This is a genomic window from Streptomyces nanshensis, from assembly GCF_001751255.1.
In the GTDB taxonomy this organism is placed as follows: Bacteria; Actinomycetota; Actinomycetes; order Streptomycetales; family Streptomycetaceae; genus Streptomyces; species Streptomyces nanshensis_A.
In genome coordinates this window covers 18,626-38,909 of the sequence record NZ_LJGW01000248.1, presented here as the reverse complement: position 1 = coordinate 38,909, position 20,284 = coordinate 18,626, and the positions used below count along the sequence as shown (strand labels likewise).

Below are 20,284 nucleotides of genomic sequence, written 5' to 3'. Positions count from 1 at the left end.
ACAGCGGCGGCTTGACTTCAGCATTGGGAAGCCTCTCCCTCCGGTCCCTGTCCTTCTCCTGCTCGCGCTGTCCCCTCCGCACGGTCCGCTCCGTCCGACCGGCCGGACTTGGCCGCTCCGTCCGACCGGCCGGACCCGTCCGTCCGGTCCTCCCGTAGCCACCTCTCCGTCTCCACCGGCGGCGGCCCGGCGGCCCGGCTCAGCACCTCCGCCGCGTCGCGCGACGGCGTCTGCGTGAGCCATACGTCGGAGTTGCCGAACAGTCCCCGTCCGGCCCGGCCGGAGAGCGAGGCGCCCAGCTCCCCCGCGAGGTCGGCGCGGTCCGGCGGCGGGAAGCGGTCCGCCAAGTCCCGTGAGACGGCGGTGACATCGTCGTCCGCCTCGATCCTGCGCAGCGCCCGGGTGAGCGAGCGGGCGACCGGCGGCGTCAGCGACGTCGGCACCGCCAGCGCGGGCGAGAGATACATGGGACGCCGCTCGGTCTGCCGGGACAGGCCCCAGGGACCGACGTTGCTGCGGGTCATCCGGTAGACGACGTAGTCGGCGAGGTGCCGCAGATCGTTCACGGTGGGCAGCTTGCGCTCCCCGAACGCCGCGGGCGTCTTCTCCAGTTGGACCCAGGTGCCCTGCGCCGTACGCCCGTGCAGCTTCTCCCGCACCACGTCGCCGCGCATCCCGATGTCGGGGTAGCGGTCCTTGTCGATGTCCCGGTGGTGGCTGGAGAGGCGCGGTCTGCTGCCGTCGGCCGTGCGCCAGGCGTCGTAGAGCTGCGGATCGTCCACCAGGACGTGGCCGCCGCACAGCACGTCGTGGAGCTGCGGCACCTGCAAGCCGTTGCGTTCCAGGTCGGCGAGGATCGTCGCCTCCTCGGAGCTGAGGCGGGCGACCGCCGCCAGCAGGCCCTTCCGGTACGCGCCCGCCCGCGCGGTGATCTCGATCATGAGGCGGACCCGGCGGCGCTCGGCCGCGGCCTCCGCCTCATCGGGGCCCGCGGCCCGTCCGGCAGTCCCGGACCGCCCGGTACGCAGGGACGACGCCGACGACGACGGCGTGTGCTTGCGGTTCACCCCGCCAGTACAGCACGCGGAACGCCACTCCGCGCGCGCGGGCCGACCGGCCCGTAAGCCCTGGTCGGAGCGGCCCCGCCCCGGGCGGGAAGCGGCCATCGGAGGCCCCTTCCCGCAGTGCCGCCCGCTAGCTGCTCACCCCGCGCCCCAGCTCCCAAAGCTGAAGCAGCGACGAGGAGTTGAGCGCCCACTCCACCCCCGTGATGTCGTCGTGGGCCGCGACGAAACTCTTGCCCTGCCACAGCGGCAGCACCGGCACGTCGCCGGCGACGATGTCCTGCGCGCGGGCGAAGCTGTCCGAGGCGTCGGCGCGGTCGGGCTCGCGCCGGGTCCGCGGTATCAGCTCGTCCCGGATCTCCTTGTTGCTGTACGCGGTGTTGAGGACGTTCTCCTTCTCCAGGAAGGGGGCGATGAAGTTGTCCGCGTCCGGGAAGTCCGGCAGCCAACCGAAGCCGTACACCTGGTACTTGCCCTGCAACGACGCCGAGCTGTACGACGTCGGCGGCTCGCCCTTGACCGTCGCCTCGAACAGCCCGGACTCGTTGAGCTGCTTCTTCAGCACCGCGAACTCGTTGGCCGCCGAGCCGCCACGGCCGACCTGCGCGTAGTGCAGCGTGATCTTCACCGGGGTCTTCACGTCGGCCTTGCGCAGGGTGCGCTTGGCCGCCTTCACGTCCGGCTCGCCGTACTCGTTGAAGAAGGAGTTCTTGTGCCCCAGCAGCCCGCCGGGGACCAGTGAGTACAGCGGCTCGGCCGTACGCTCGTACACGTCGCCCACGAGCTGCTTACGGTCGACGACCTGCGCGAACGCCTGCCGCACCGCCTGCCGTCCGACCGTCTTGTCCTTCGTGTCGAAGACGAGGTATTGCACTCCCTGACCCGGCTGCTCGACGAGCCGGATGCGGCTGTCCTGGTCCGACTCCAGCCGCTCGATGTACCGGGAGGACAGACCGCGGTTCATCATGTCGACGTCGCCGGAGTCCATCGCCTTCTGCAGGGACTCCGCCGAGCCGAAGAAGCGCAGCTCCACCTTGTTGTTCTTCGGCTCGGAGCCGCCCTGGTAGTCCGGGTTGCGGGAGAGGAGCACCCGGTGCTTGCGGGTGTCGAAGTCGTCGATGACGTACGGGCCCGAGGTGGTCCCCTTGAAGCTCTTGACGAGGCGGTCGGCGGGATAGGTCTCGCTGTCGACGATCGCGGCGGCCGGGGTGGCGAGCTTGTACGGGAAGGTGGCGTCGGGCTTCTTGAGATAGAAGACGACCCTGCGGCCGCCGTCGGCCTCGACCGTGTCGACGTTGCTGAGCAGCGACGCGGGGCCGCTACGCGAGTTGATACGCAGCAGACGCCGGACGGAGAACGCGACGTCCTCCGCGCTGAGTTCGTGCCCGTTGGAGAAGGTCAGACCGTCCCGCAGTTCGCAGCGGTACTCGTCGTCCCGGTTGTCGGCGAAGCCGCACTTCTCGGCGGCGTCCCCGACCGGCTCGGTGCCCGAACGCGGCGGACGCAGCAGCGTCTGGAACGTATTGCGCATCAGGTTCCAGGAGTTGAGGTCGTAGGAGGCCGCCGGGTCGAAGGGCGCCGGGGTGTCCTCGGTGACCGCGATGCGCGCCGTCGTACCGATGACGATGGCCTTCCCCTTGTCCCCCGTTCCGTCCACGCCGCCGCTGCACGCGACGAGCACCGAGGCGAGCAGCCCGGCCAGTGCGGGCGAGGTGAGACTCCTGCGCTTCATGGTCGGCGCCCTCCTTCGTCCGGCAAGAGTCTGTCGCAGAGGCGAATGGCGCAGAGAGATGTTGTAACTTCCGCGGTGACAATGCGCGATGGGACGGCGCGGAATGCACCGGAATGCGGACGCCGGAGCGAATGGCACGTCAGTGGACAGGTTCGGGCGTAATCACTCGCGGTTCGCGTGTCCGCCGGCCCGGCGTCCCCGGTGCGTACGGGGAGGCTGCCGGCGACTCGTCCATTGACTGACCTCACTGCATCAACTCCGGTGCCGTGGGGGCGAGTTCGTTCTTCAGTCTGCACCAGCGGGCACCGGATGACACGGGAGCCGTGCCTACTCTCACAAGGTTCTGATCGCGATTTCAGGATGCTTGCAGCGATTTCCCGACATCACAGTTCGGGCAAGTCCGGCGCGAAAGCAGAAAGGCGAACGGCTGTTTTCGGCCGCTGTTTTCGGTGAGGGGCGTGAACTCCTCGCGGAGGGCCGGATGTTCGCGTTCGTACGGGAGTGATGCGGGGCGCGTACGGGAGCGAGGCGCGGCTCGTGCAGGGTGATGCGCGGCTCGGTCGTACTCGGTGGGCGGAGTCCGAGTGTCTGTACCGGTTTCGTAACTGCCGTTCCCTGTGCCGGAGTTGACCGTATTCTGAGCTTCTTCCGGACCCGGTGGGGAGTCCGGCCCGAACACCGAGGGACGCACCATGCCCAGAATCCGTACCGTGGCAGCCGCTGCCGCCCTGGCCTGCGTGGCCGGAACAGCCCTGGCCACCGCACCGGCCCAGGCCGCCGGCTCGGTCCACATCTACAAGGTGTACTACGACAGCCCCGGCAGCGACCGCGGCGGCAACAGCAGCCTGAACGCCGAGTACGTACAGATCAGGAACAGCACCGGCTCGGCGTTCCAGATGAAGGGCCACACCCTCAAGGACGCCTCCAACCACCGGTACACCTTCCCGTCCTACCGGATCAGCGCGGGCAAGACCGTGAAGGTCCACACGGGCAAGGGCACCAAGTCCGCGGGCCATCTGTACATGGGCCGCTCCTGGTACGTCTGGAACAACGGCAAGGACAAGGCGAGCCTCTACAAGCCCTCGGGCGCGCTGCGCGACTCCTGCTCCTACAACTCCACCCGCGCCGACTACAAGATGTGCTGAGCCGCCCCCACCGCTCACGTACGCCGCCCTCGCCGGAACGGCCCGCCGTCGCTCGAAGGTGCCGAGTTCCCCCGTACGCACCGGAGTTGAGCCGGCGGGCCGGTCCCGCCCCGCCGTTTAATCAGAGGCGGGCCGACGCGGGCTGGGCGATAATGATCGCGATCAACGAGAGGCCCGCAGCGGGCAGCAGCCCGTGGGGCGTCTCACGAACACAGGGGGAAGGAGAGCCCATGCGGCGTCAAATCGCCTGCGCTGCCGCGCTTCTCGCGTTCGGCACGGTCCTCACCGGTGGTGGCGTGGCCGCCGCCGACTCGGCGGGACCGTCCGGCCAGGTGGCCACCAAGGGCGCGTTCAAGTGCGAGGAGTGGGGCCGGACCGGGGTGACCGATCGTCGCACCGCGGTCCACGTCGGCCTGAGCTCCAGCTCGAAGGTCGTCGGCTACCTCGCCAAGGGCGAGCGGGTCAAGGGGTATTACCGGTGCACGAACTCGGCGGGGAACATCTGGTACGAGATCACCGGTGACGTCGAGAACTCACCGCGGTTCATCTGGTCCGGGAACGTCTGACCTGACGCGCGTGTGACCGATCGGCCCTCCGGAGGGACACCTCCGGAGGGCCGTTCCGTTGCGGGTGCGCGGTTGCGCGCGCGGGCGCGCGGGTGCGCACGGGGCCGGGCGCGAGGGGCGGGCGATGAGTTCCGGCGCGGGGAGTGGTCTACCCCGTACCCACCCCGCCTGCCGGACCGAGGAGCAGCCCATGGCGAAGGTCGTCGCGGACATCACGATGTCGCTCGACGGGTTCGTGACCGGACCCGACCCGGGCCCGGAACGGGGCCTGGGCCGGGGAGCCGAGTCCCTGCACGCCTGGGTGACGAGCGACGACGGGGTCGACGGGGACGTGCTGCGGGAGGTCGCGCAGGCACCGGGCGCGGTGGTGATGGGACGCCGCCTGTTCGACGTCGTCGACGGGCCGTACGGCTGGAGCGACGAGATGGGCTACGGCGGCCGGTTCGCCACCAGGCCGCGGTTCTTCGTCGTCACCCACGCGCCGCCGGAACGAACGCGTCACGATCTCGACCTCGATCTCAACTTCACCTTCGTCACCGACGGCCCGGCCTCGGCGATCGACCAGGCCAGGACCGCGGCGGGCGACAGGGACGTCTACGTGATGGGCGGCGCCGACGTGGTCCGCCAGTGCGTCGACCAGGCACTGGCGGACGAACTGCTCATCCATCTCGCCCCGCTGCTCCTCGGCTCGGGCACCCCGCTGCTGACCGCCTGCCACCACCGCCGGCTCGTCCAACGCGACGTCCGCGTCTCCCCGAACGCCACGCACATCACGTACGCCGTGCGTTCCTGACCGCCGGTCCCCGCACAACTGCCGCGTACCGCCCGCCGATTGCACGGCGGAGAGCGGAAGCGGCCGGTGCCCGGCGGCCCGCTGGGGCAGGCTGGGGACGTGGACGGAACCGTCGCTCTTCGTACCGCGCGCCCGGAACATCTGCCTGTCGTCGCCGAACTCCGGTGGCGGTGGTGGCAGGAGACCGGGCGCGTGCCCGCGGTGTCCCAGGGGGAGTTCGTACGCCGCTTCGTGGACTGGGCGCGGCAGAACGCGGACTCCCACCGGTGCACGGTCCTGCTCCGCGGCGGAACGGTGATCGGCATGGCGTGGCTGGCGATCACCCATCGCGTCCCGCATCCGGGCGCCGTCGAGCGCTCCTCCGGCGACGTCCAGTGCGTGTACGTCGTACCGGAAGAGCGCCGGGCCGGCCTCGGCGGACGGCTCATCGCAGCGGTCCTGGCACAGGCGCGTGAGCTGGGAATCGAGCGCCTCGTCGTGCATTCCAGCGACCGCGCGATCCCGGCGTACGAACGCAGCGGGTTCGCCGTGTCCGAGCGGCTGCTCCAGAACGACATCTCCCGGCCACGGGAGGCCGGACTCCCCTGACCGCCCAGGGGCCGAACGTCAGGCGCCCGCCTCGCTGTTCACCGTCGCCGCCGCGCCGTGCTGCTGCGCGTCGGCCTCGCCGGTCTGGCCGGCCTCGTCGGCGGCGGCCGGGTCCGGTGCGTCGCCGCCGTGCTCGTGCCGGCGCCGGTGCTGCTCCGTACCGGCGTCCGCGACCCGCTGCGGCAGCTTCGCCGCGACGGCGACCGTCACCAGCGCGAGGACGGCCGCGACCCCGAACGCCAGCCGCATACCGCTCACTTGGGCGGGTACGGCGGCGACGCCGTCCGCCACCAAATGGCCGGCGCGCGCGGACATCACGGTCACCACGAGCGCCGTCCCGAACGCCGCCGCGACCTGCTGCAACGTCCCGAGCATGGAGCTGCCGTGCGAGTACAGATGCGGGGGCAGCCCGCCCATGCCGAGCGTGAAGACCGGCGTGAACGTCGCCGCCAGGCTGACCATCAGCAGCGCGTGCAGTGCGAGCACCTGCCAGTACGGCATCGTCATCGAGACCTGCGTGAACCCGACGAGGGCGAGCAGCGTGGCGATCGAACCGGGCAGCACCAGCGGCCGGCTGCCGAACCGGTCGAACAGCTTCCCCACGCTCGGCCCCAGCAGCCCCATGGCCAGACCGCCCGGCATGAACAGCAGTCCGGTCTCCAACGGGCTGAGCCCGCGCAGGTTCTGGAGATACAGCGGCAGCAGGATCATCGAGCCGAGCATCGCCAGGAACCCGACGGACATGAGGATCAGGGACAGGGTGTACGTACGGTGCCCGAGGATGCGCAGATCCATCAGCGGCACACCGCGGCGTTGCAGCGCGAGCTGGCGGAAGACGAAGACCGCGATCGTCGCGGCCCCGGCGACGACGATGCCGGTGCTGAGCCCGACCCTGCCGTCGCTGTCGCCGAAGAGGCTCAGGCCGTACACCAGACCGCCGAAGCCGAGCGCCGCCGCGCCCACGCTGAACCAGTCGATCGAGCTGACCTGCGGATCGCCGACGTTCTCCACATGGCGCAGCCCGAACACCGTCACGAGGGCCGCGATCGGCAGTACGACCACGAACAGCAGCCGCCAGGAGCCGAGTTGGAGGATCAGCCCGGACACCGCGGGACCGAGCGCGGGCGCCACCGAGATCGCCAGGGTGACGTCGCCCATCACCCGGCCCCGGTCCTGCTCCGGCACCACGATCATCAGCGACGTCATCAGCAGGGGCATCATCACGGCGGTGCCCGCGGCCTGCACGATCCGGCCGAGCAGCAGCACCTCGAAGGACGGCGCGACGGCCGACAGCAGCGTGCCCGCGAGGAAGACGCCCATGGCTATCGCATAGGCCCCGCGCGTGGTGACGCGTTGAAGGAACCAGCCGGTGACGGGGATGACGACGGCCATGGTGAGCATGAACGCCGTGGACACCCACTGCGCCGACTGCTCGGTGACGCGGAACGATTCCATCAGCCGCGGAATGGCGTTGATCATGATGGTCTCGTTGAGAATCACCACGAACGTGGCCAGCACCAGCAGCCGCACCACCGTCGGTGTACGGCCCGCCCGCACGGCCGGTCGTTCCTGGATCGCTGACATCGCGGCACCTACTCGGATTCCTGGTCACGGTCACCAGGCAGCCAAGGGGCCGCCGGCACGGACGTGGACATGGGCGCCGGTACCGACCGGCACACCTGGCAGAACTCATCGTTCGGCCCGAGTCTTCCCGATAGCCGAACGGATCTCCTCCGGATTTTTTGGGGGCGCGGCGGGGGAGGGCTGTCCGGGGCCGTCGCACGGAGCCGTGCGATGACAGCGGCGTACTCAGGCAAGGAAGCGATCGGATGAGCGGATGACGGTCCTCATCGTCATGGTCTTCGGGATCCTCATCGCGCCCACGGAATGCGGCAGATGGATCCTGTCCACGCCGGGTTCAGTGATCGATTCGGTGAACGGCATGCACCTGTAGTCCCTGCCGTACGACCAGCCCCTCCCGCACGGCGCCGGAAGCCGTCACAGAGTCTTCTTGGGCGGTATCCAGTCGAACTTGTTCCGGATGTGCGAGGCCATCTTCGCGTCCAACTGCACATGCAGTTGCGTATGTCCACAGGCCGCGCAGACGTAGGCGTCGAACACCGGCTGCTTCGAACCGAGTTTGCCCGCTCCCGTCGCGCGGAGCCCGGACTGCGCCACGTACTCGCCCCGGTACACCTCGCCGCCGCCGCACGCCCCACAGCGCCCGTAGCGCATATCCCCTTGAGTCATGGGGACGAGCCTAGATCCTGCGTGGTGAGCCGCGGCGAGACAGTCGGCGACGACGCCTGCTGCGGCCGACTGCGGCCGACTGCCAAGAGCCCCGGGCCCGTTGGAGCACCTCCCGCCCCGGCGAAGCCGCAGTGAACCCCGTACAACCAGCTCCGCCCCTCGACGGTCACACCAGACATCCCGGACGCCGTCGACCGAAGGGGAGCCTCCGTGAGACACAGCCGCCGCATCCTGACCTGCGCCGTCGCAGCCGCCACCGCGGTCACCGCCGGGTTCGTGTTCCCGTCCGGCGCCACCGCCACCGCCACCGCCACCGCACCCCGTACCGCCACGAGCGACTTCAACGGCGACGGCTACGCGGACCTCGCCGTCGGCGTCCCGGACGGCACCGTCGGCGGCCACGCCAAGGCCGGCTATGTGAACGTCGTCTGGGGCGGCCCGAAGGGCGTCGGCGCACACGGAAGCATCCGTGTCACCCAGTCCACGCCCGAAGTTCCCGGTACGCCGGAGGCGGGCGACCGCTTCGGCGCGTCCGTGGCCCTCACCGACCTCAACGGGGACGGCATCGCGGAACTCCTCGCGGGCGCCCCCGGCGAGGACGTCACCGACCGCGGTAAGGACGCGGGCCTGGTCATCGCCGTCGGCGGAGCGAAGAACGGCCCGGGGCCGGGGTCGTCGGTCCTCAGCGGGCCGTCGCCGTCGGCCGCGTACGGCAGATCGGTCGCGGCGGCCGATCTGACCGGCGACGGCAACAAGGAGATCGTGATCGGCGGTACGGACAAGGTCGTCGCCCGCGTCGCCCAGGGCGAGGACAGCATGGTCACCACCGTCGTCGCCGCTCCGACGGGCGGCCGCGCCCCCGTCCTGGCCACGGGCGACTTCGACGGCGACGGCACGGCGGACCTGGCCGTGGCGTACTGGACCGCGGGCGCCCCCAGCACGCAGTCCCACGTACGGCTGTGGAAGTGGGACGCCGAGCGGTCCGCGATGGCCAACTTCTGGAACACGGACAACGCCGGCGTCACCGCCCTGGCCGCCGGCGACTTCGACGGCGACGGCCACGACGACCTGGCGCTCGGCGAGTGCCGTGAGATCGCGGACGAGAACATCGACGACCCGTGCGGCCCCGAAAAGCTGGCCAAGGGCGGCGGCGTCCACGTCCACTACGGAAGCTCCGCGGACGGTTCGTTCGGCAGCCGCGCGCAGACCCTCAACCAGGACACGGCGGGCGTCCCGGGCGTGGCCGAGAACGGCGACCGCTTCGGCGCGGCCCTCGCCGTCACCGACGTCGACCGCGACGGCCGCGACGACCTGATCGCGGGCGCCCCCGGCGAGGCCATCGGAAGCAGAGCGGGGGCGGGCGCCGCCTGGCTGCTCCACGGCGGCGCGCGGGGCCTGCTCGACGCCGACGGCACTGCCACGTCCGTCACGTGGAACCAGGACACGTCCGGCGTCCCGGGCGTCGCCGAGGCGAACGACGCCTTCGGCACGGCGGTCGCCGCGGGCGACTACAACGCCGACGGCGTCCCGGACGTCACGGCCGGTTCCCCCGGCGAGAACGCCTCCCTGGGCGCCGCCTGGCTCCTCCCGAGTGGCTCGTCCCGCAACGCGACGGCCTTCTCACCCCGCACGCTCGGCCTCCCGTACCTGTCCACCGCCCAGAAGTACGGCAGCCCACTGACGAGCCGCTGAGCACTCCCAACGTCGGCCCGCCGTCCGGTCGTTGGGCCGACCCCTCCCTGCCGGAGCACTCGATTCCCTGCCGGAGCACTCGATGTACTCCTCGCTGTTCATCCCTCACCGACGAGCTGATGAACACGACAGCGGCGTGCTGGGCTCGAACCGTAAGCCACACGCACCGTGGGCCCGCCGAGGGCCCGCCTGTCGAGCAGGGAGATTCCATGACGGGAATGCGGACCAACCTCAAGCGTCTTCTGGCCGGTGGCGCGATCGTGGGCGCGATCGCGGCACTTCCCCTGGCCGGCGCTTCGACGGCACACGCCGCGGACGGAGGTCCCACGCCGAAGAACGCCCTGGCCTGTACGACGCGCGCCGAAGGCAGGGACGCCTTCGTCGACTGCACCAACCCCACCAACGTCACCATCGCGTTCCGTGCGGTCGTGGTGTGCGGTACGGGCCTGGACGGAAAGAGCGACTGGATCACGGTGAACCCGGGCGAGAAGGGCTGGGTCCAGTACCGCTGCGGTGAGTCCAGCACGGGCGTCGGAAGCATCAACTGGGAGGAAGGCTGACGGCGTTCAGCAGCCCGTGAAGTCCACGGCACGCTAGCGCTGCCGCTGCGACACCGCCCCGCCCCCGTACCGGACAGGAAGCCCGGCGCGGGGGCGGCGGCACGGGCGACGCTGAGCGCTGCGGGCGTCGCGGGCGTCGCAGCCGCGGCACCCGCCCAACCGGCCCCGCCGGGCGGTGATTTCTGCGTTCACCGTGCCGGGAGGGGCTGCTGAACAGGGTGGATGCGTTGTCGCATGAGTACCGGACATCGGGGCGCCGTCGTCGGGGACGGGCGCGGCTCGATGCACACCGGAAAGTTCAGGAGGGACGTCATGCGCCGTACTTCTCGTCGTGGCCGCGCCGCGCTGTTGCTCACTGTCTTCATCCTCACGGGCTGCACGTCGGAAGGTGCGGCGCCGGAGGGTGCCGCGAAGGACGGCGGCACACCCTCCGTCGCAGCCGGGAAATCCTCGGCCAGTCCTTCTCCTCGGCCGGAACGCACGGGCGTAGGCCCGTACCGGCCGGGTGACTGCCTGGAGGTCAAGGACAGCGTGACGAAGGTGAGATGCGATCGGCCGCACGAGTACGAGGTGATGAAGTCGGAGTCGTTCGCGTCGGATGTGCCGGGCGACTATCCGCCGCCGGTCGACGAGTACGCCTCTCCTCGCTGCGACGCCGCCGCACCCGGATATCTGGACGGCGGCCTGGAGTGGGAGGCCAGCCGACTCGACGCGGTGGCCTTCTGGCCGACGGAGAAGCAGTGGAGCCGCGGCGACCGGTGGTTCGCCTGCCTGGCGTCCGAACGCGGGCCGAAGGACGACCCTGTGCGCCGCGAGGGTTCGCTGTACGCCGGTCTCGCTCACGGTCTCGGCAGTCTTCAGGCATGTATCAAAGACGAGACGAAACCGGGAGGGCCGAACGACATCATCCCCTGCGACGAGCCGCACCGCACCGAAGCCGTCCCCGGAGTCGTAGACCTCGGTGACCCCGACGGCCCGCCGCCCAGCGTCGAGAAGATGGTCCAACGGACCAAGGATCACTGCCCGAAGGCGGTCAAGAAGTACCTCGGCGGCGACAAGCCGGGCGTCCAGGCACACTGGCTCATGCCCAGCCTCGACCAATGGTCCGGCGAACACCACACCGCCGTCTGCTACGCCGTCTCGAAGAAGCCGCACTCGGGCACCTTGAGGGGCCGCTGACCGGACTCGGGCCGCCGTCCACGACCTTGCGCATGCTGCACCGCACCGGGGCGGTGCTCGCCCGGGCCAGGCCCGCCCACAAGAGTCTGAGACACCGGCACTCCCCAGAACTGCGCCTCCTCAGCGCCGCGTTCGCGCATTCCAGCATCTCTGGGGCAATTCCCCCTACGCCGAACCACCAACTAGCGGTGTATACCTGCCCATCACCACCTTTGAAGCCCCACTTGACGCGCTTCGGCTGGAATTCCTGGGGTGTAGCCCGGATCACTTGACGCCCTGTGCACACACCATGAACATGAGCCGGGCAAGAGAGCGCTCTCATCCCCCACCATCGTTCACTCTCTGAACTAGGAGAGCCCCATGCCCAATCCCCCCACAGACGCCAACGACGGCCCCTCTTCGGGGCCTTCACGTCGCAAGGTTCTCGGAGCGGCGGCCGTCGCGGTCCCCGCCGCCGCGGGGCTCGCGGCGACGCTCCCGTCCCTGGCGTCAGGCGCGCCCGCAGCCAAGAAACTTCCCGGCGGCGGCGACCTCGGCCCGAACGTGCTGGTCTTCGACCCGGACACGGCCGGGATTCAGGACAAGCTCGACGAGATATTCAAGAAGCAGGAGAAGGCCCAGTTCGACGAGGGGAGGTACGCACTTCTCTTCAAGCCGGGCAAGTACAGCGGCCTCAACGCTCAACTCGGCTTCTACACCTCGATCATGGGCCTCGGCCTGTCGCCCGACGACACGACCATCAACGGTGACGTGACGGTCGACGCCGGCTGGTTCGACGGCAACGCGACGCAGAACTTCTGGCGTTCCGCGGAGAACCTCGCCCTCGTCCCCAAGAACGGGACCAACCGGTGGGCGGTCTCCCAGGCCGCCCCGTTCCGCCGGATGCACGTCAAGGGCGGCCTCAACCTGGCCCCCGACGGCTACGGTTGGGCCAGCGGCGGCTACATCGCGGACAGCCGTATCGACGGAGAAGTCGGGCCGTACTCCCAGCAGCAGTGGTATACACGCGACAGTTCGGTCGGCAAGTGGAAGAACGCCGTCTGGAACATGGTCTTCTCCGGGGTCGACGGCGCCCCGGCGGCGTCGTATCCGGACCCGCCCTACACCGTCCTCAAGACCACCCCGATCTCCCGCGAGAAGCCCTTCCTCTACCTGGACGGCAAGGACTACAAGGTCTTCGTCCCCGCCAAGCGCACCGAGTCCAGCGGCACCACCTGGGACAGCGGGACGCCGAAGGGCGAGTCGCTGCCGCTGGACAAGTTCTACGTGGCCAAGCCCGACGACGACGCGAAGACGCTCAACGCCGCCCTGGAGCAGGGTCTGCATCTGCTGCTGACGCCCGGCATCTACAAGGTCGACGCGCCCGTCGAGATCAAGCGGGAGAACACGGTCGTCCTCGGCCTCGGCTACGCCACCCTCGTCCCCCAGGGCGGCGCCACGGCCATGAAGGTCGCCGACGTGGACGGCGTACGGCTCGCCGGCATCCTCATCGACGCCGGCAAGGAGAACTCCGAGACCCTCCTGGAAGTCGGCCCCAAGGGCGCGTCGAAGGACCACTCCGGCAACCCGACGTCGGTGCAGGACGTGTTCGTCCGGATCGGCGGCGCCGGCGTCGGCAAGGCCACCACCAGCATGGTCGTCAACAGCAACGACACCATCGTCGACCACGTCTGGGTCTGGCGCGCCGACCACGGTGACGGCGTCGGCTGGGAGACCAACCGGGCCGACTACGGCGTCCGCGTCAACGGCGACTCCGTGCTGGCGACCGGTCTGTTCGTCGAGCACTTCAACAAGTACGACGTCGACTGGCACGGCGACAAAGGCCGGACGATCTTCTTCCAGAACGAGAAGGCGTACGACGCTCCCAACCAGGAGGCCATCCAGAACGGCGACACCAAGGGCTTCGCCGGTTACCGCATCGACGACAAGGTGACCACGCACGAAGGCTGGGGCCTCGGCAGCTACTGCTTCTACAACGTGGACCCGAAGATCCGTCAGGGGCACGGTTTCGAGGCGCCGGAGAAGGAAGGCGTCAAACTGCACAACCTGTGCGTCGTCTCCCTCGGCGGCAAGGGCCAGTACGAGCACGTGATCAACAAGACCGGCGACCCCACCTCGGGCGAGGACACGAAGCCGTCCACCGTGACGTCCTTCCCCTGACCCCGCCCGCGGCGGACCGCGCCGCCCGGACCGGTGGCACAAGGGAAGAGGCCGTACCGCATCGCGGTGCGGCCTCTTCCCGTCTCCGAGCCGAAGAAGGCGGCGCACAAGGACGGCGACGCGCCTTCAAGTGCGGCGCTGGTGCAAGACCTTGAGAGCGGGTGAGGGGAGTCGAACCCGCGCTCTGCGCTAGGAACCACCGCGTCCGCACGCGCAGTTGAGTCGCCGACCGGGAGCATCCGCCGTCACGTCGGTCTGGTTGCCGACCTCGATGGACTGCTGTTGACCGGGTCATACTGGTGCAGTGAACCGCTATCTGCTCGACAACAGTCGCCCGGAGGCCGGCGAACGGTTCGCGGCGCTCGCCGAGTTGTTCGACCCGTGGACCTTTCGTCACCTCGACGACCTCGGGCTCGGTGAAGGATGGCGGTGCTGGGAGGTCGGCGCCGGCGGCGTCTCGGTGCCGCGCGGCCTGGCGGAGCGCGTGGGGGCCGGCGGCCGGGTGCTGGCCACGGACATCGACGTGTCGTGGGCGGAGCCTGCCGCCGGCGGCGCGCTCGAGGTACGTCGGCACGACGTGATCGGCGACCCACCGCCGGCGGAGACGTTCGATCTGGTCCACGCCCGCCTGGTCCTGGTCCACCTGAAGGATCGCGCGGCCGCGATGCGGGTCATGATCGATGCGCTCCGGCCGGGCGGATGGCTCGTGATCGAGGACGGGGACCCAGCCCTGCAACCACTGGCCTGCCCGGACGAACGCGGCCCCGGCGAAGTGCTGGCGAACCGGCTGCGATCCCGGATGCGCACGCTGATGGCCGAGCGCGGGGCGGACCTCGCGTACGGTCGCACGCTGCCCCGGCTGCTGCGTGAGTCAGACCTGACGGACGTGGGGGCCGAGGCCTACTTCCCCGTCGCGTCACGCGCGTGCACGGTCCTGGAGGCGGCCACGGTCCATCACGTCCGCGACCGACTCCTGGCCGCGGAACTGGCGACGCCCGAAGAGATCGAGACGCATCTCGCGAATCTCGCCCACGGCGACCTGGACCTGATGCTCGCACCGATGATCACCGCCTGGGGCCGCAAGCCGGCTTGATACTCCGGACAACGGGCCGCTGCGTTCCGGTACAGATGAGCGAGAAGGTCCAGGACCCGATGGCCGGTTCCCCCAACAAGCTGTTCCACAGCTTGTTCTGAGTCAGGATCTACGCACGACACGCATCGCCAGACCTGAAGCGCGCGGACGCCATCCGGGCGCTTCGGGGCACCCCCCACCTCCCAATCCAGGAGTCTGCAATGCGACTTCGAATATCTCGAAAACCGACCAGAACCCTCATCGCCCTGCTGGCGGTGGTTCTCACGGGGGCGCTCATAGCCACCGCGAACGCCACCGCCTCTCCCTCGGGCCCGCCGTCCAAGACGGCCGCGGACAAGGACATCAGGCAGTACGAGATCCACGGGCCCTCCAGCGTCGCCGACCGTACGGCACTCGCCGCCACCGGTGTCTCCCTGGACGAAGTCCACGATCACTCCGTGGTCGTCAGCGCCGACTCGGCCCAGGCCGGCAAGTTGCGCAAGCTCGGGCACAAGCTGAAGAAGCTGAGCGGGCCCCCTGCCCGTACAGGCGGACAGGCCCGCAAGCCCGGCGACTTCCCGCCCGAGGACTCCGGCTATCACACCTACGCCGAAGCGATGAAAGAGATCGACAAGCGCATCGAGCAGAACCCCGAGATCATGAGCAAGAAGGTCATCGGCAAGTCCCACGAGGACCGGGACCTCATCGCCGTCAAGATCAGTGACAACGTCAAGAAGGACGAGGACGAGCCCGAAGTCCTCTTCACTCACCACCAGCACGCCCGCGAGCACTTGACCGTCGAGATGGCGCTCTACCTGATGCGTGAGTTCGGCGAGGACTACGACTCGGACGAGCGGATAAAGAAAGCCGTGGACGGCCGCGAGATCTGGATCGTCCCCGACCTCAATCCGGACGGCGGCGAGTACGACATCAAGTCCGGTTCCTACGAGAGCTGGCGCAAGAACCGGCAGCCCAACTCCGGTTCCGATCAAGTGGGCACGGACCTGAATCGCAACTGGGACTTCAAGTTCGGCTGCTGCGGCGGCTCTTCGGACGATCCCGGCGACGAGACCTACCGAGGCAAGTCCGGCGAGTCCGCACCGGAGGTGAAGGTCGTCGCCGACTTCGCACGCTCCCGGGTGGTCGGAGGCAAGCAGCAACTCAAGGCGGCCATCGACTTCCACACCTACAGCGAACTGGTGCTCTGGCCCTACGGGTGGACCGACGACAACACCGCCGAGGGCCTCACCCAGGACGACCACGACGCATTCGAGGCCGTGGGCAAGAAGATGGGTCAGAGCAACGGATACACCGCCGAGCAGTCCAGCGACCTCTACATCACGGACGGAGCGATCGACGACTGGCTGTGGGGTGACCAGAAGGTCTTCGCCTACACCTTCGAGATGTATCCGACGGACAGCGGCGACGGCGGCTTCTACCCGCCCGACGAGGTCATCGAGCGCGAGACGAGCCGCAACCGGGACGCGGTGCTGCAGTTGATCGAGAACGCCGACTGCATGTACCGGTCCATCGGCAAGGAAGACAAGTACTGCAAGGACAAGTAAGCCGCCATGGACGCGGCCAGGGGTCGGGCACGTACTTCACGCGCCCGACCCCTCGTTCGTTCACCGGGGACTGCCCAACGCCCGGGTGCGCTCCAAGAAGAGGACAACAAGGGTGCTGACAGTTCTTCAGGCGGTGAGACCGCGCAGTGTTGAGTCGCTCCTCAGGGCTATCCTGAGCCGCAGGGCGGAGGTGTGGGTTGAGCAGCGGCAATGTCAGACAAGGAGCCCGGTCGAATGGTGACCGGCCCCAACGCTGCTCGGGCAACATGTCGGGTGCGCTTGACTTGTTGTCGAGCTTCGGAACAACCAAATACGACTTAGACGAGCAGATTCGCCCAGTAGCAGTCGAGATCCATGGAGCATTGAATGCCACGCCATGCCACGTCGAACGCGCCGGTCTTCAGTCTGTACTACATCGCCATCGATACCGAGGCCGGCGTGACGCCGGAGCAATTCGAAGCCTTTGTTCGCCATAAAGGCGTGCACATACCCTGCTACCCCGGATGGCGCTGGACGCTGCTGCGCGGCCTGCGTGGCGAACGAGCCGGCCAGTACATGATGCTGTTCGAAATCGATGACGCCGGGCAGCGCGACCGCTACCTGGCGGCTGACGGAAATCAAACAGAATTGGCACGCCAGTTCTGGCGCGATCGTCGCGAGGCCCGGGAGCTTGTCCGCGAATGGAGGGAATACGCCACATTCAGCGAATTGCCCACGATCTATACCGACTACCGCTTGCTGGCGGAAAACAAGAAGAGCACCGTCGCCGATGGTCCGCGTTATCAGGAGCGCAGCCCAGGAGAAGAACCTGTCGCCCGGGTGATCGGCATCCACAATCTCGCGCTGCGCCCCGACGTCCGGGCAGATGCCTTCGAAAGCTTCATCGCTGAAAATCATCATCGCATCGAGGACTATCCCGACTGGAAATTCCGCCTGCTGAAAGGCGAGCGCGGAAACCGGCTGGATCAGTATGTAGTGTTGATGGAGATTGCCAGCCTCGAGGCACTCCATGCGTTCTATCCTGATGCGGACATCGCGACTCCTGAGGCTGCTGCATTCGCCAAGGCCTATCGGGACACGAAGCAGATGTACGAGGAATGGAAGCAGTTGGCTTCGTTCTCCGGCTCACCACAGATCTACACCGATTACCTGTCGGTGGCGGAAAGCCTGAACTGACGCAAGTGAGGTAATCTCACCAACTTTCAGTTGGGTTGCCGTGTTCGAAATGGGTGAGTACAAGTGCGCCTTTGACGATATGGCTGATCTTGGCACGCGACGCTTAGAACCATCGGAACAGTCCGCACAACAAACAAGGCCCAGGTCTTCGACCTGGGCCTTCGTCTTGGAGCGGGTGACGGGAATCGAACCCGCGCTCTGAGCTTGGGAAGCTCATGTTCTACCATTAAACTACACCCGCGTAGAGCCGTACGATCGTCGGCTTCGCCGCCGTTACTCTACCGCATGCGTGACCCCCGCCGCACAGGGCGAGGGGTCTTTTTGCTGCTCCGGTGAGGGGTGGAGGCCCTCGGGGCAAGGGAGTTGGGGCGTAGCGTGGGTCGGGGGAGGCGGACGGTCGGGTGTCGGATGGATCCCCTAATGTGGCTTTCGTCGGTCAGTTGCTGATCAGCTACTTGGGGAGAGGACGCGATGGAGGCCACCGTCGTTCAGTGCGCTGAGGGGCACGTGTTCAGTACCTCGACGTTCCCGATGCAGAACCTGCGGAGCGGGCGCATCGGGCCGGGGCGGTTGCTCAGGTGTCCGCGCTGTGCGCGGCTGCGGCAGGCGGTGCCCCTGCCGCGGTCCGACGCGGAGAACCGTTGAGGTAGTGCGGGCATCCCGGGCGGTACGGACAGTCCGGGCGGCGTGCGGGTTCGGGGCCGGTGCGATTGGGCCGGCCCCTCGCCGTACGCGTAGTCTCTGGCCGTGCTTCTCTCTGACAAGGACATCCGGGCGGAGATCGACGCCGGCAGGGTACGGATCGATCCGTACGAGCCCGAGATGGTGCAGCCCTCCAGCGTCGACGTCCGACTGGACCGCTATTTCCGGGTGTTCGAGAACCACCGCTATCCGCACATCGACCCCGCCGTCGAACAGCCCGATCTGACACGGCCGATCGAGGCGAAGGGCGAGGATCCGTTCATCCTCCATCCCGGGGAGTTCGTGCTCGCGTCGACGTACGAAGTGGTCACGCTGCCGGACGATCTGGCCTCGCGCCTCGAGGGCAAGAGTTCGCTGGGACGGCTCGGGCTGCTGACGCACTCGACCGCGGGCTTCATCGATCCGGGCTTCTCCGGGCACGTCACCCTGGAGCTGTCGAACGTCGCGACGCTGCCGATGAAGCTGTGGCCCGGCATGAAGATCGGGCAGTTGTGCATGTTCCGGCTGGCGTCGCCGGCGGAGCATCCGTACGGGTCCGCGGTGCACGGTTCGCGGTATCAGGGGCAGCGGGGGCCGACGCCGTCGCGTTCGTTCATGAACTTCCACCGGACGCAGGTCTGATCGCCCGGGGAGGGCGTTGAGAGAGACCACGACGAGGCAGGACGGTCAGAGAGAGGGAGGCACGGGCGTGGGCGGTGCAGCGCGGGAGGACCTCACGTATCCGCTCTTCGGCGACGCCGTACGGGAGTTGGCGCAGGCGGTCGCCGACGACGGCTACGCACCGGACATCATTCTGTCGATCGCGCGCGGCGGTCTCTTCGTCGCGGGCGGGCTCGGCTATGCGCTGGACGTGAAGAACCTGCACGTCATGAACGTCGAGTTCTACACCGGCGTCGGGCAGACCCTCGACATGCCGGTGATGCTGCCGCCGGTGCCCAACGTCGTCGATCTGAGCGAGAAGAAGGTGCTCGTCGCGGACGATGTCGCGGACACCGGCCGTACGTTGAAGCTCGTACAGGACTTCTGCGCGGAGCACGTCGCCGAGGTGCGCAGCGCGGTGATCTACGAGAAGCCGCAGTCCGAGGTGAAGTGCGAGTACGTGTGGCGGCGTACGGACAAGTGGATCAACTTCCCCTGGAGCGTGCTGCCTCCGGTGCGTGCGGCGGGTGAGACGGTCACGCCGTCACGCGAGGCGCTCTGAGCGTCGTACCTCGCAAGACCGCACCGCGTGCGTCCTTGTGCATCCTCGTGTACGTCGTGCTGCACGGTGCACCGCACCCGGCGTACCTCGTGCGGGTGTTATGTCCCGTCCGTGCCGTTGACCCCCGACGGGCCGTCGTGCCACGCGGGTTGTGCGATTCCGGTCGCGACCAGGATCCGCTGGCCGTTCTCCGTACTGCCGATGTGGGTGGCCATCGTCAGCGAGGCGTGTGCCTCGTCGACGCTCGAGCCCGGAGGTATCGCGAGCAGCGCCAGGTCGCCGAAGGCGCCGCAGCCGACGAGGACGGTGTCGTCGCCGAGCGGGAACCAGTCGACCTGGACGAGGCGTCCGCCGGCGACGAGGGGCTCGCCGAGGCCGTCCCAGGCGTCCGCGTCCAGGCCGATGCGGTCGACGGATCCCACGTGCTCGCTCAGTACGGCGATCAGACCCGGCAACTCGGCGTGGACGTCGCGGGAGTGCGGCCACCACGCACCGTCGAAGAGTCCTTGCCGGGACGGCCCGGAGCCCAGCCGCAGCGCCAACAGGCCCGGTTCGACGGGCAGATGGAGCGCGCTCAGCGCGGAGAGGTCCGGGGCCGGGATGTTCGGCCCGGTGTCCGTGCCGACGCCGAGGCCGCTTCGGGCGCCGGGGCCGACGCCGACTCCGGGGCCGACACCCGGGCCGGGTCCGATCGCGGTGTCGGTGCCGTCTGCTCGTATGCCGTACGGGATGGCCGACTCGACCTTCATGGCGTCCGCCCCTCTGTCGCCCGGAGATCTGATGGGCGGACGGCCGGCCGTCTGGGACCGTGCTGGACCGGCCGCCGCCCGCGATGGGCG

General features: G+C 68.7%; 18 protein-coding genes and 1 tRNA gene. 13 read left to right on the top strand and 6 right to left on the bottom strand.

Going from position 1 to position 20,284, the window contains the following annotated elements:
- Positions 1 to 17: 17 nt before the first annotated feature.
- Together AN218_RS14470 and AN218_RS14465 are read right to left on the bottom strand one after the other, a co-directional pair.
- Entirely contained in the window at positions 18 to 1,067 is a 1,050-nt protein-coding gene (locus AN218_RS14470; protein WP_070017291.1) for a hypothetical protein, read from the bottom strand.
- Between the two features lie 127 nt (positions 1,068 to 1,194).
- Positions 1,195 to 2,796: an ABC transporter substrate-binding protein gene (locus tag AN218_RS14465; RefSeq protein ID WP_070017290.1), complete on the bottom strand. Its 1,602-nt coding sequence runs from the start codon at positions 2,794 to 2,796 to the stop codon at positions 1,195 to 1,197.
- Between the two features lie 692 nt (positions 2,797 to 3,488).
- On the opposite strand from AN218_RS14465, the gene AN218_RS14460 reads away from it, so the two are divergent.
- The 4 genes from AN218_RS14460 (at position 3,489) to AN218_RS14445 (ending at position 5,888) form a co-directional block, all read left to right on the top strand.
- Positions 3,489 to 3,941 (top strand): lamin tail domain-containing protein, encoded by a 453-nt coding sequence (locus AN218_RS14460; protein WP_070017289.1) that lies wholly within the window; start codon positions 3,489 to 3,491, stop codon positions 3,939 to 3,941.
- A 230-nt stretch (positions 3,942 to 4,171) separates the two neighbouring features.
- Positions 4,172 to 4,507, top strand: a complete 336-nt coding sequence (locus AN218_RS14455; RefSeq protein ID WP_070017288.1) for a hypothetical protein — start codon at positions 4,172 to 4,174, stop codon at positions 4,505 to 4,507.
- A 190-nt stretch (positions 4,508 to 4,697) separates the two neighbouring features.
- Positions 4,698 to 5,300: a dihydrofolate reductase family protein gene (locus AN218_RS14450; protein WP_070017287.1), complete on the top strand. Its 603-nt coding sequence runs from the start codon at positions 4,698 to 4,700 to the stop codon at positions 5,298 to 5,300.
- 66 nt (positions 5,301 to 5,366) lie between these two features.
- Positions 5,367 to 5,888, top strand: coding sequence for a GNAT family N-acetyltransferase (locus AN218_RS14445; RefSeq protein WP_338059615.1), 522 nt, complete (start codon positions 5,367 to 5,369; stop codon positions 5,886 to 5,888).
- A gap of 18 nt (positions 5,889 to 5,906) precedes the next feature.
- Here the strand turns inward: AN218_RS14445 and AN218_RS14440 are convergent, their stop codons facing one another.
- Together AN218_RS14440 and AN218_RS14435 are read right to left on the bottom strand one after the other, a co-directional pair.
- A complete protein-coding gene (locus tag AN218_RS14440; protein WP_079132176.1) occupies positions 5,907 to 7,472 on the bottom strand; it encodes an MDR family MFS transporter in 1,566 nt (521 codons plus the stop codon).
- A gap of 414 nt (positions 7,473 to 7,886) precedes the next feature.
- Positions 7,887 to 8,138 (bottom strand): hypothetical protein, encoded by a 252-nt coding sequence (locus AN218_RS14435; RefSeq protein ID WP_141747579.1) that lies wholly within the window; start codon positions 8,136 to 8,138, stop codon positions 7,887 to 7,889.
- 210 nt (positions 8,139 to 8,348) lie between these two features.
- On the opposite strand from AN218_RS14435, the gene AN218_RS14430 reads away from it, so the two are divergent.
- From AN218_RS14430 to AN218_RS14400, 7 genes are all read left to right on the top strand, one after another.
- Complete coding sequence (locus tag AN218_RS14430) at positions 8,349 to 9,830, top strand: FG-GAP-like repeat-containing protein (RefSeq protein ID WP_107421443.1); 1,482 nt, start codon at positions 8,349 to 8,351, stop codon at positions 9,828 to 9,830.
- A 209-nt stretch (positions 9,831 to 10,039) separates the two neighbouring features.
- A complete protein-coding gene (locus tag AN218_RS14425; protein WP_070017285.1) occupies positions 10,040 to 10,390 on the top strand; it encodes a hypothetical protein in 351 nt (116 codons plus the stop codon).
- Between the two features lie 222 nt (positions 10,391 to 10,612).
- The gene (locus AN218_RS14420; RefSeq protein WP_079132175.1) at positions 10,613 to 11,569 is read left to right on the top strand and encodes a septum formation family protein; all 957 of its coding nucleotides are present in this window, start codon (positions 10,613 to 10,615) and stop codon (positions 11,567 to 11,569) included.
- 360 nt (positions 11,570 to 11,929) lie between these two features.
- Positions 11,930 to 13,729, top strand: coding sequence for a coagulation factor 5/8 type domain-containing protein (locus AN218_RS14415; RefSeq protein ID WP_070017282.1), 1,800 nt, complete (start codon positions 11,930 to 11,932; stop codon positions 13,727 to 13,729).
- 304 nt (positions 13,730 to 14,033) lie between these two features.
- Positions 14,034 to 14,822 (top strand): class I SAM-dependent methyltransferase, encoded by a 789-nt coding sequence (locus tag AN218_RS14410; RefSeq protein WP_070017281.1) that lies wholly within the window; start codon positions 14,034 to 14,036, stop codon positions 14,820 to 14,822.
- Between the two features lie 200 nt (positions 14,823 to 15,022).
- The gene (locus AN218_RS14405) at positions 15,023 to 16,366 is read left to right on the top strand and encodes a M14 family metallopeptidase (protein ID WP_070017279.1); all 1,344 of its coding nucleotides are present in this window, start codon (positions 15,023 to 15,025) and stop codon (positions 16,364 to 16,366) included.
- 366 nt (positions 16,367 to 16,732) lie between these two features.
- Positions 16,733 to 17,542: a hypothetical protein gene (locus AN218_RS14400; protein ID WP_070017276.1), complete on the top strand. Its 810-nt coding sequence runs from the start codon at positions 16,733 to 16,735 to the stop codon at positions 17,540 to 17,542.
- A gap of 167 nt (positions 17,543 to 17,709) precedes the next feature.
- Here AN218_RS14400 and AN218_RS14395 read toward each other — a convergent pair.
- Positions 17,710 to 17,783 (bottom strand) — tRNA-Gly (locus AN218_RS14395).
- Positions 17,784 to 18,289: 506 nt separating this feature from the next.
- On the opposite strand from AN218_RS14395, the gene dcd reads away from it, so the two are divergent.
- Both dcd and AN218_RS14385 read left to right on the top strand, forming a co-directional pair.
- Positions 18,290 to 18,865 (top strand): dCTP deaminase, encoded by a 576-nt coding sequence (gene dcd, locus AN218_RS14390; protein WP_070017274.1) that lies wholly within the window; start codon positions 18,290 to 18,292, stop codon positions 18,863 to 18,865.
- Positions 18,866 to 18,932: 67 nt separating this feature from the next.
- Positions 18,933 to 19,445, top strand: a complete 513-nt coding sequence (locus AN218_RS14385; RefSeq protein ID WP_070017272.1) for a phosphoribosyltransferase — start codon at positions 18,933 to 18,935, stop codon at positions 19,443 to 19,445.
- Positions 19,446 to 19,543: 98 nt separating this feature from the next.
- Here the strand turns inward: AN218_RS14385 and AN218_RS14380 are convergent, their stop codons facing one another.
- Complete coding sequence (locus AN218_RS14380; protein WP_079132174.1) at positions 19,544 to 20,194, bottom strand: DUF5994 family protein; 651 nt, start codon at positions 20,192 to 20,194, stop codon at positions 19,544 to 19,546.
- Between the last annotated feature and the right edge of the window lie 90 nt (positions 20,195 to 20,284).

What these genes read in the sequence shown, in the direction of transcription:
- AN218_RS14465 (WP_070017290.1), bottom strand. Translation starts at nt 2,796, where the DNA reads ATGAAGCGCAGGAGTCTCACCTCGCCCGCACTGGCCGGGCTGCTCGCC.
- AN218_RS14460 (WP_070017289.1), top strand. Translation starts at nt 3,489, where the DNA reads ATGCCCAGAATCCGTACCGTGGCAGCCGCTGCCGCCCTGGCCTGCGTG.
- AN218_RS14455 (WP_070017288.1), top strand. Translation starts at nt 4,172, where the DNA reads ATGCGGCGTCAAATCGCCTGCGCTGCCGCGCTTCTCGCGTTCGGCACG.
- AN218_RS14450 (WP_070017287.1), top strand. Translation starts at nt 4,698, where the DNA reads ATGGCGAAGGTCGTCGCGGACATCACGATGTCGCTCGACGGGTTCGTG.
- AN218_RS14440 (WP_079132176.1), bottom strand. Translation starts at nt 7,472, where the DNA reads ATGTCAGCGATCCAGGAACGACCGGCCGTGCGGGCGGGCCGTACACCG.
- AN218_RS14435 (WP_141747579.1), bottom strand. Translation starts at nt 8,138, where the DNA reads ATGACTCAAGGGGATATGCGCTACGGGCGCTGTGGGGCGTGCGGCGGC.
- AN218_RS14425 (WP_070017285.1), top strand. Translation starts at nt 10,040, where the DNA reads ATGACGGGAATGCGGACCAACCTCAAGCGTCTTCTGGCCGGTGGCGCG.
- AN218_RS14420 (WP_079132175.1), top strand. Translation starts at nt 10,613, where the DNA reads ATGCGTTGTCGCATGAGTACCGGACATCGGGGCGCCGTCGTCGGGGAC.
- AN218_RS14415 (WP_070017282.1), top strand. Translation starts at nt 11,930, where the DNA reads ATGCCCAATCCCCCCACAGACGCCAACGACGGCCCCTCTTCGGGGCCT.
- AN218_RS14405 (WP_070017279.1), top strand. Translation starts at nt 15,023, where the DNA reads ATGCGACTTCGAATATCTCGAAAACCGACCAGAACCCTCATCGCCCTG.
- AN218_RS14400 (WP_070017276.1), top strand. Translation starts at nt 16,733, where the DNA reads ATGCCACGCCATGCCACGTCGAACGCGCCGGTCTTCAGTCTGTACTAC.
- AN218_RS14380 (WP_079132174.1), bottom strand. Translation starts at nt 20,194, where the DNA reads ATGAAGGTCGAGTCGGCCATCCCGTACGGCATACGAGCAGACGGCACC.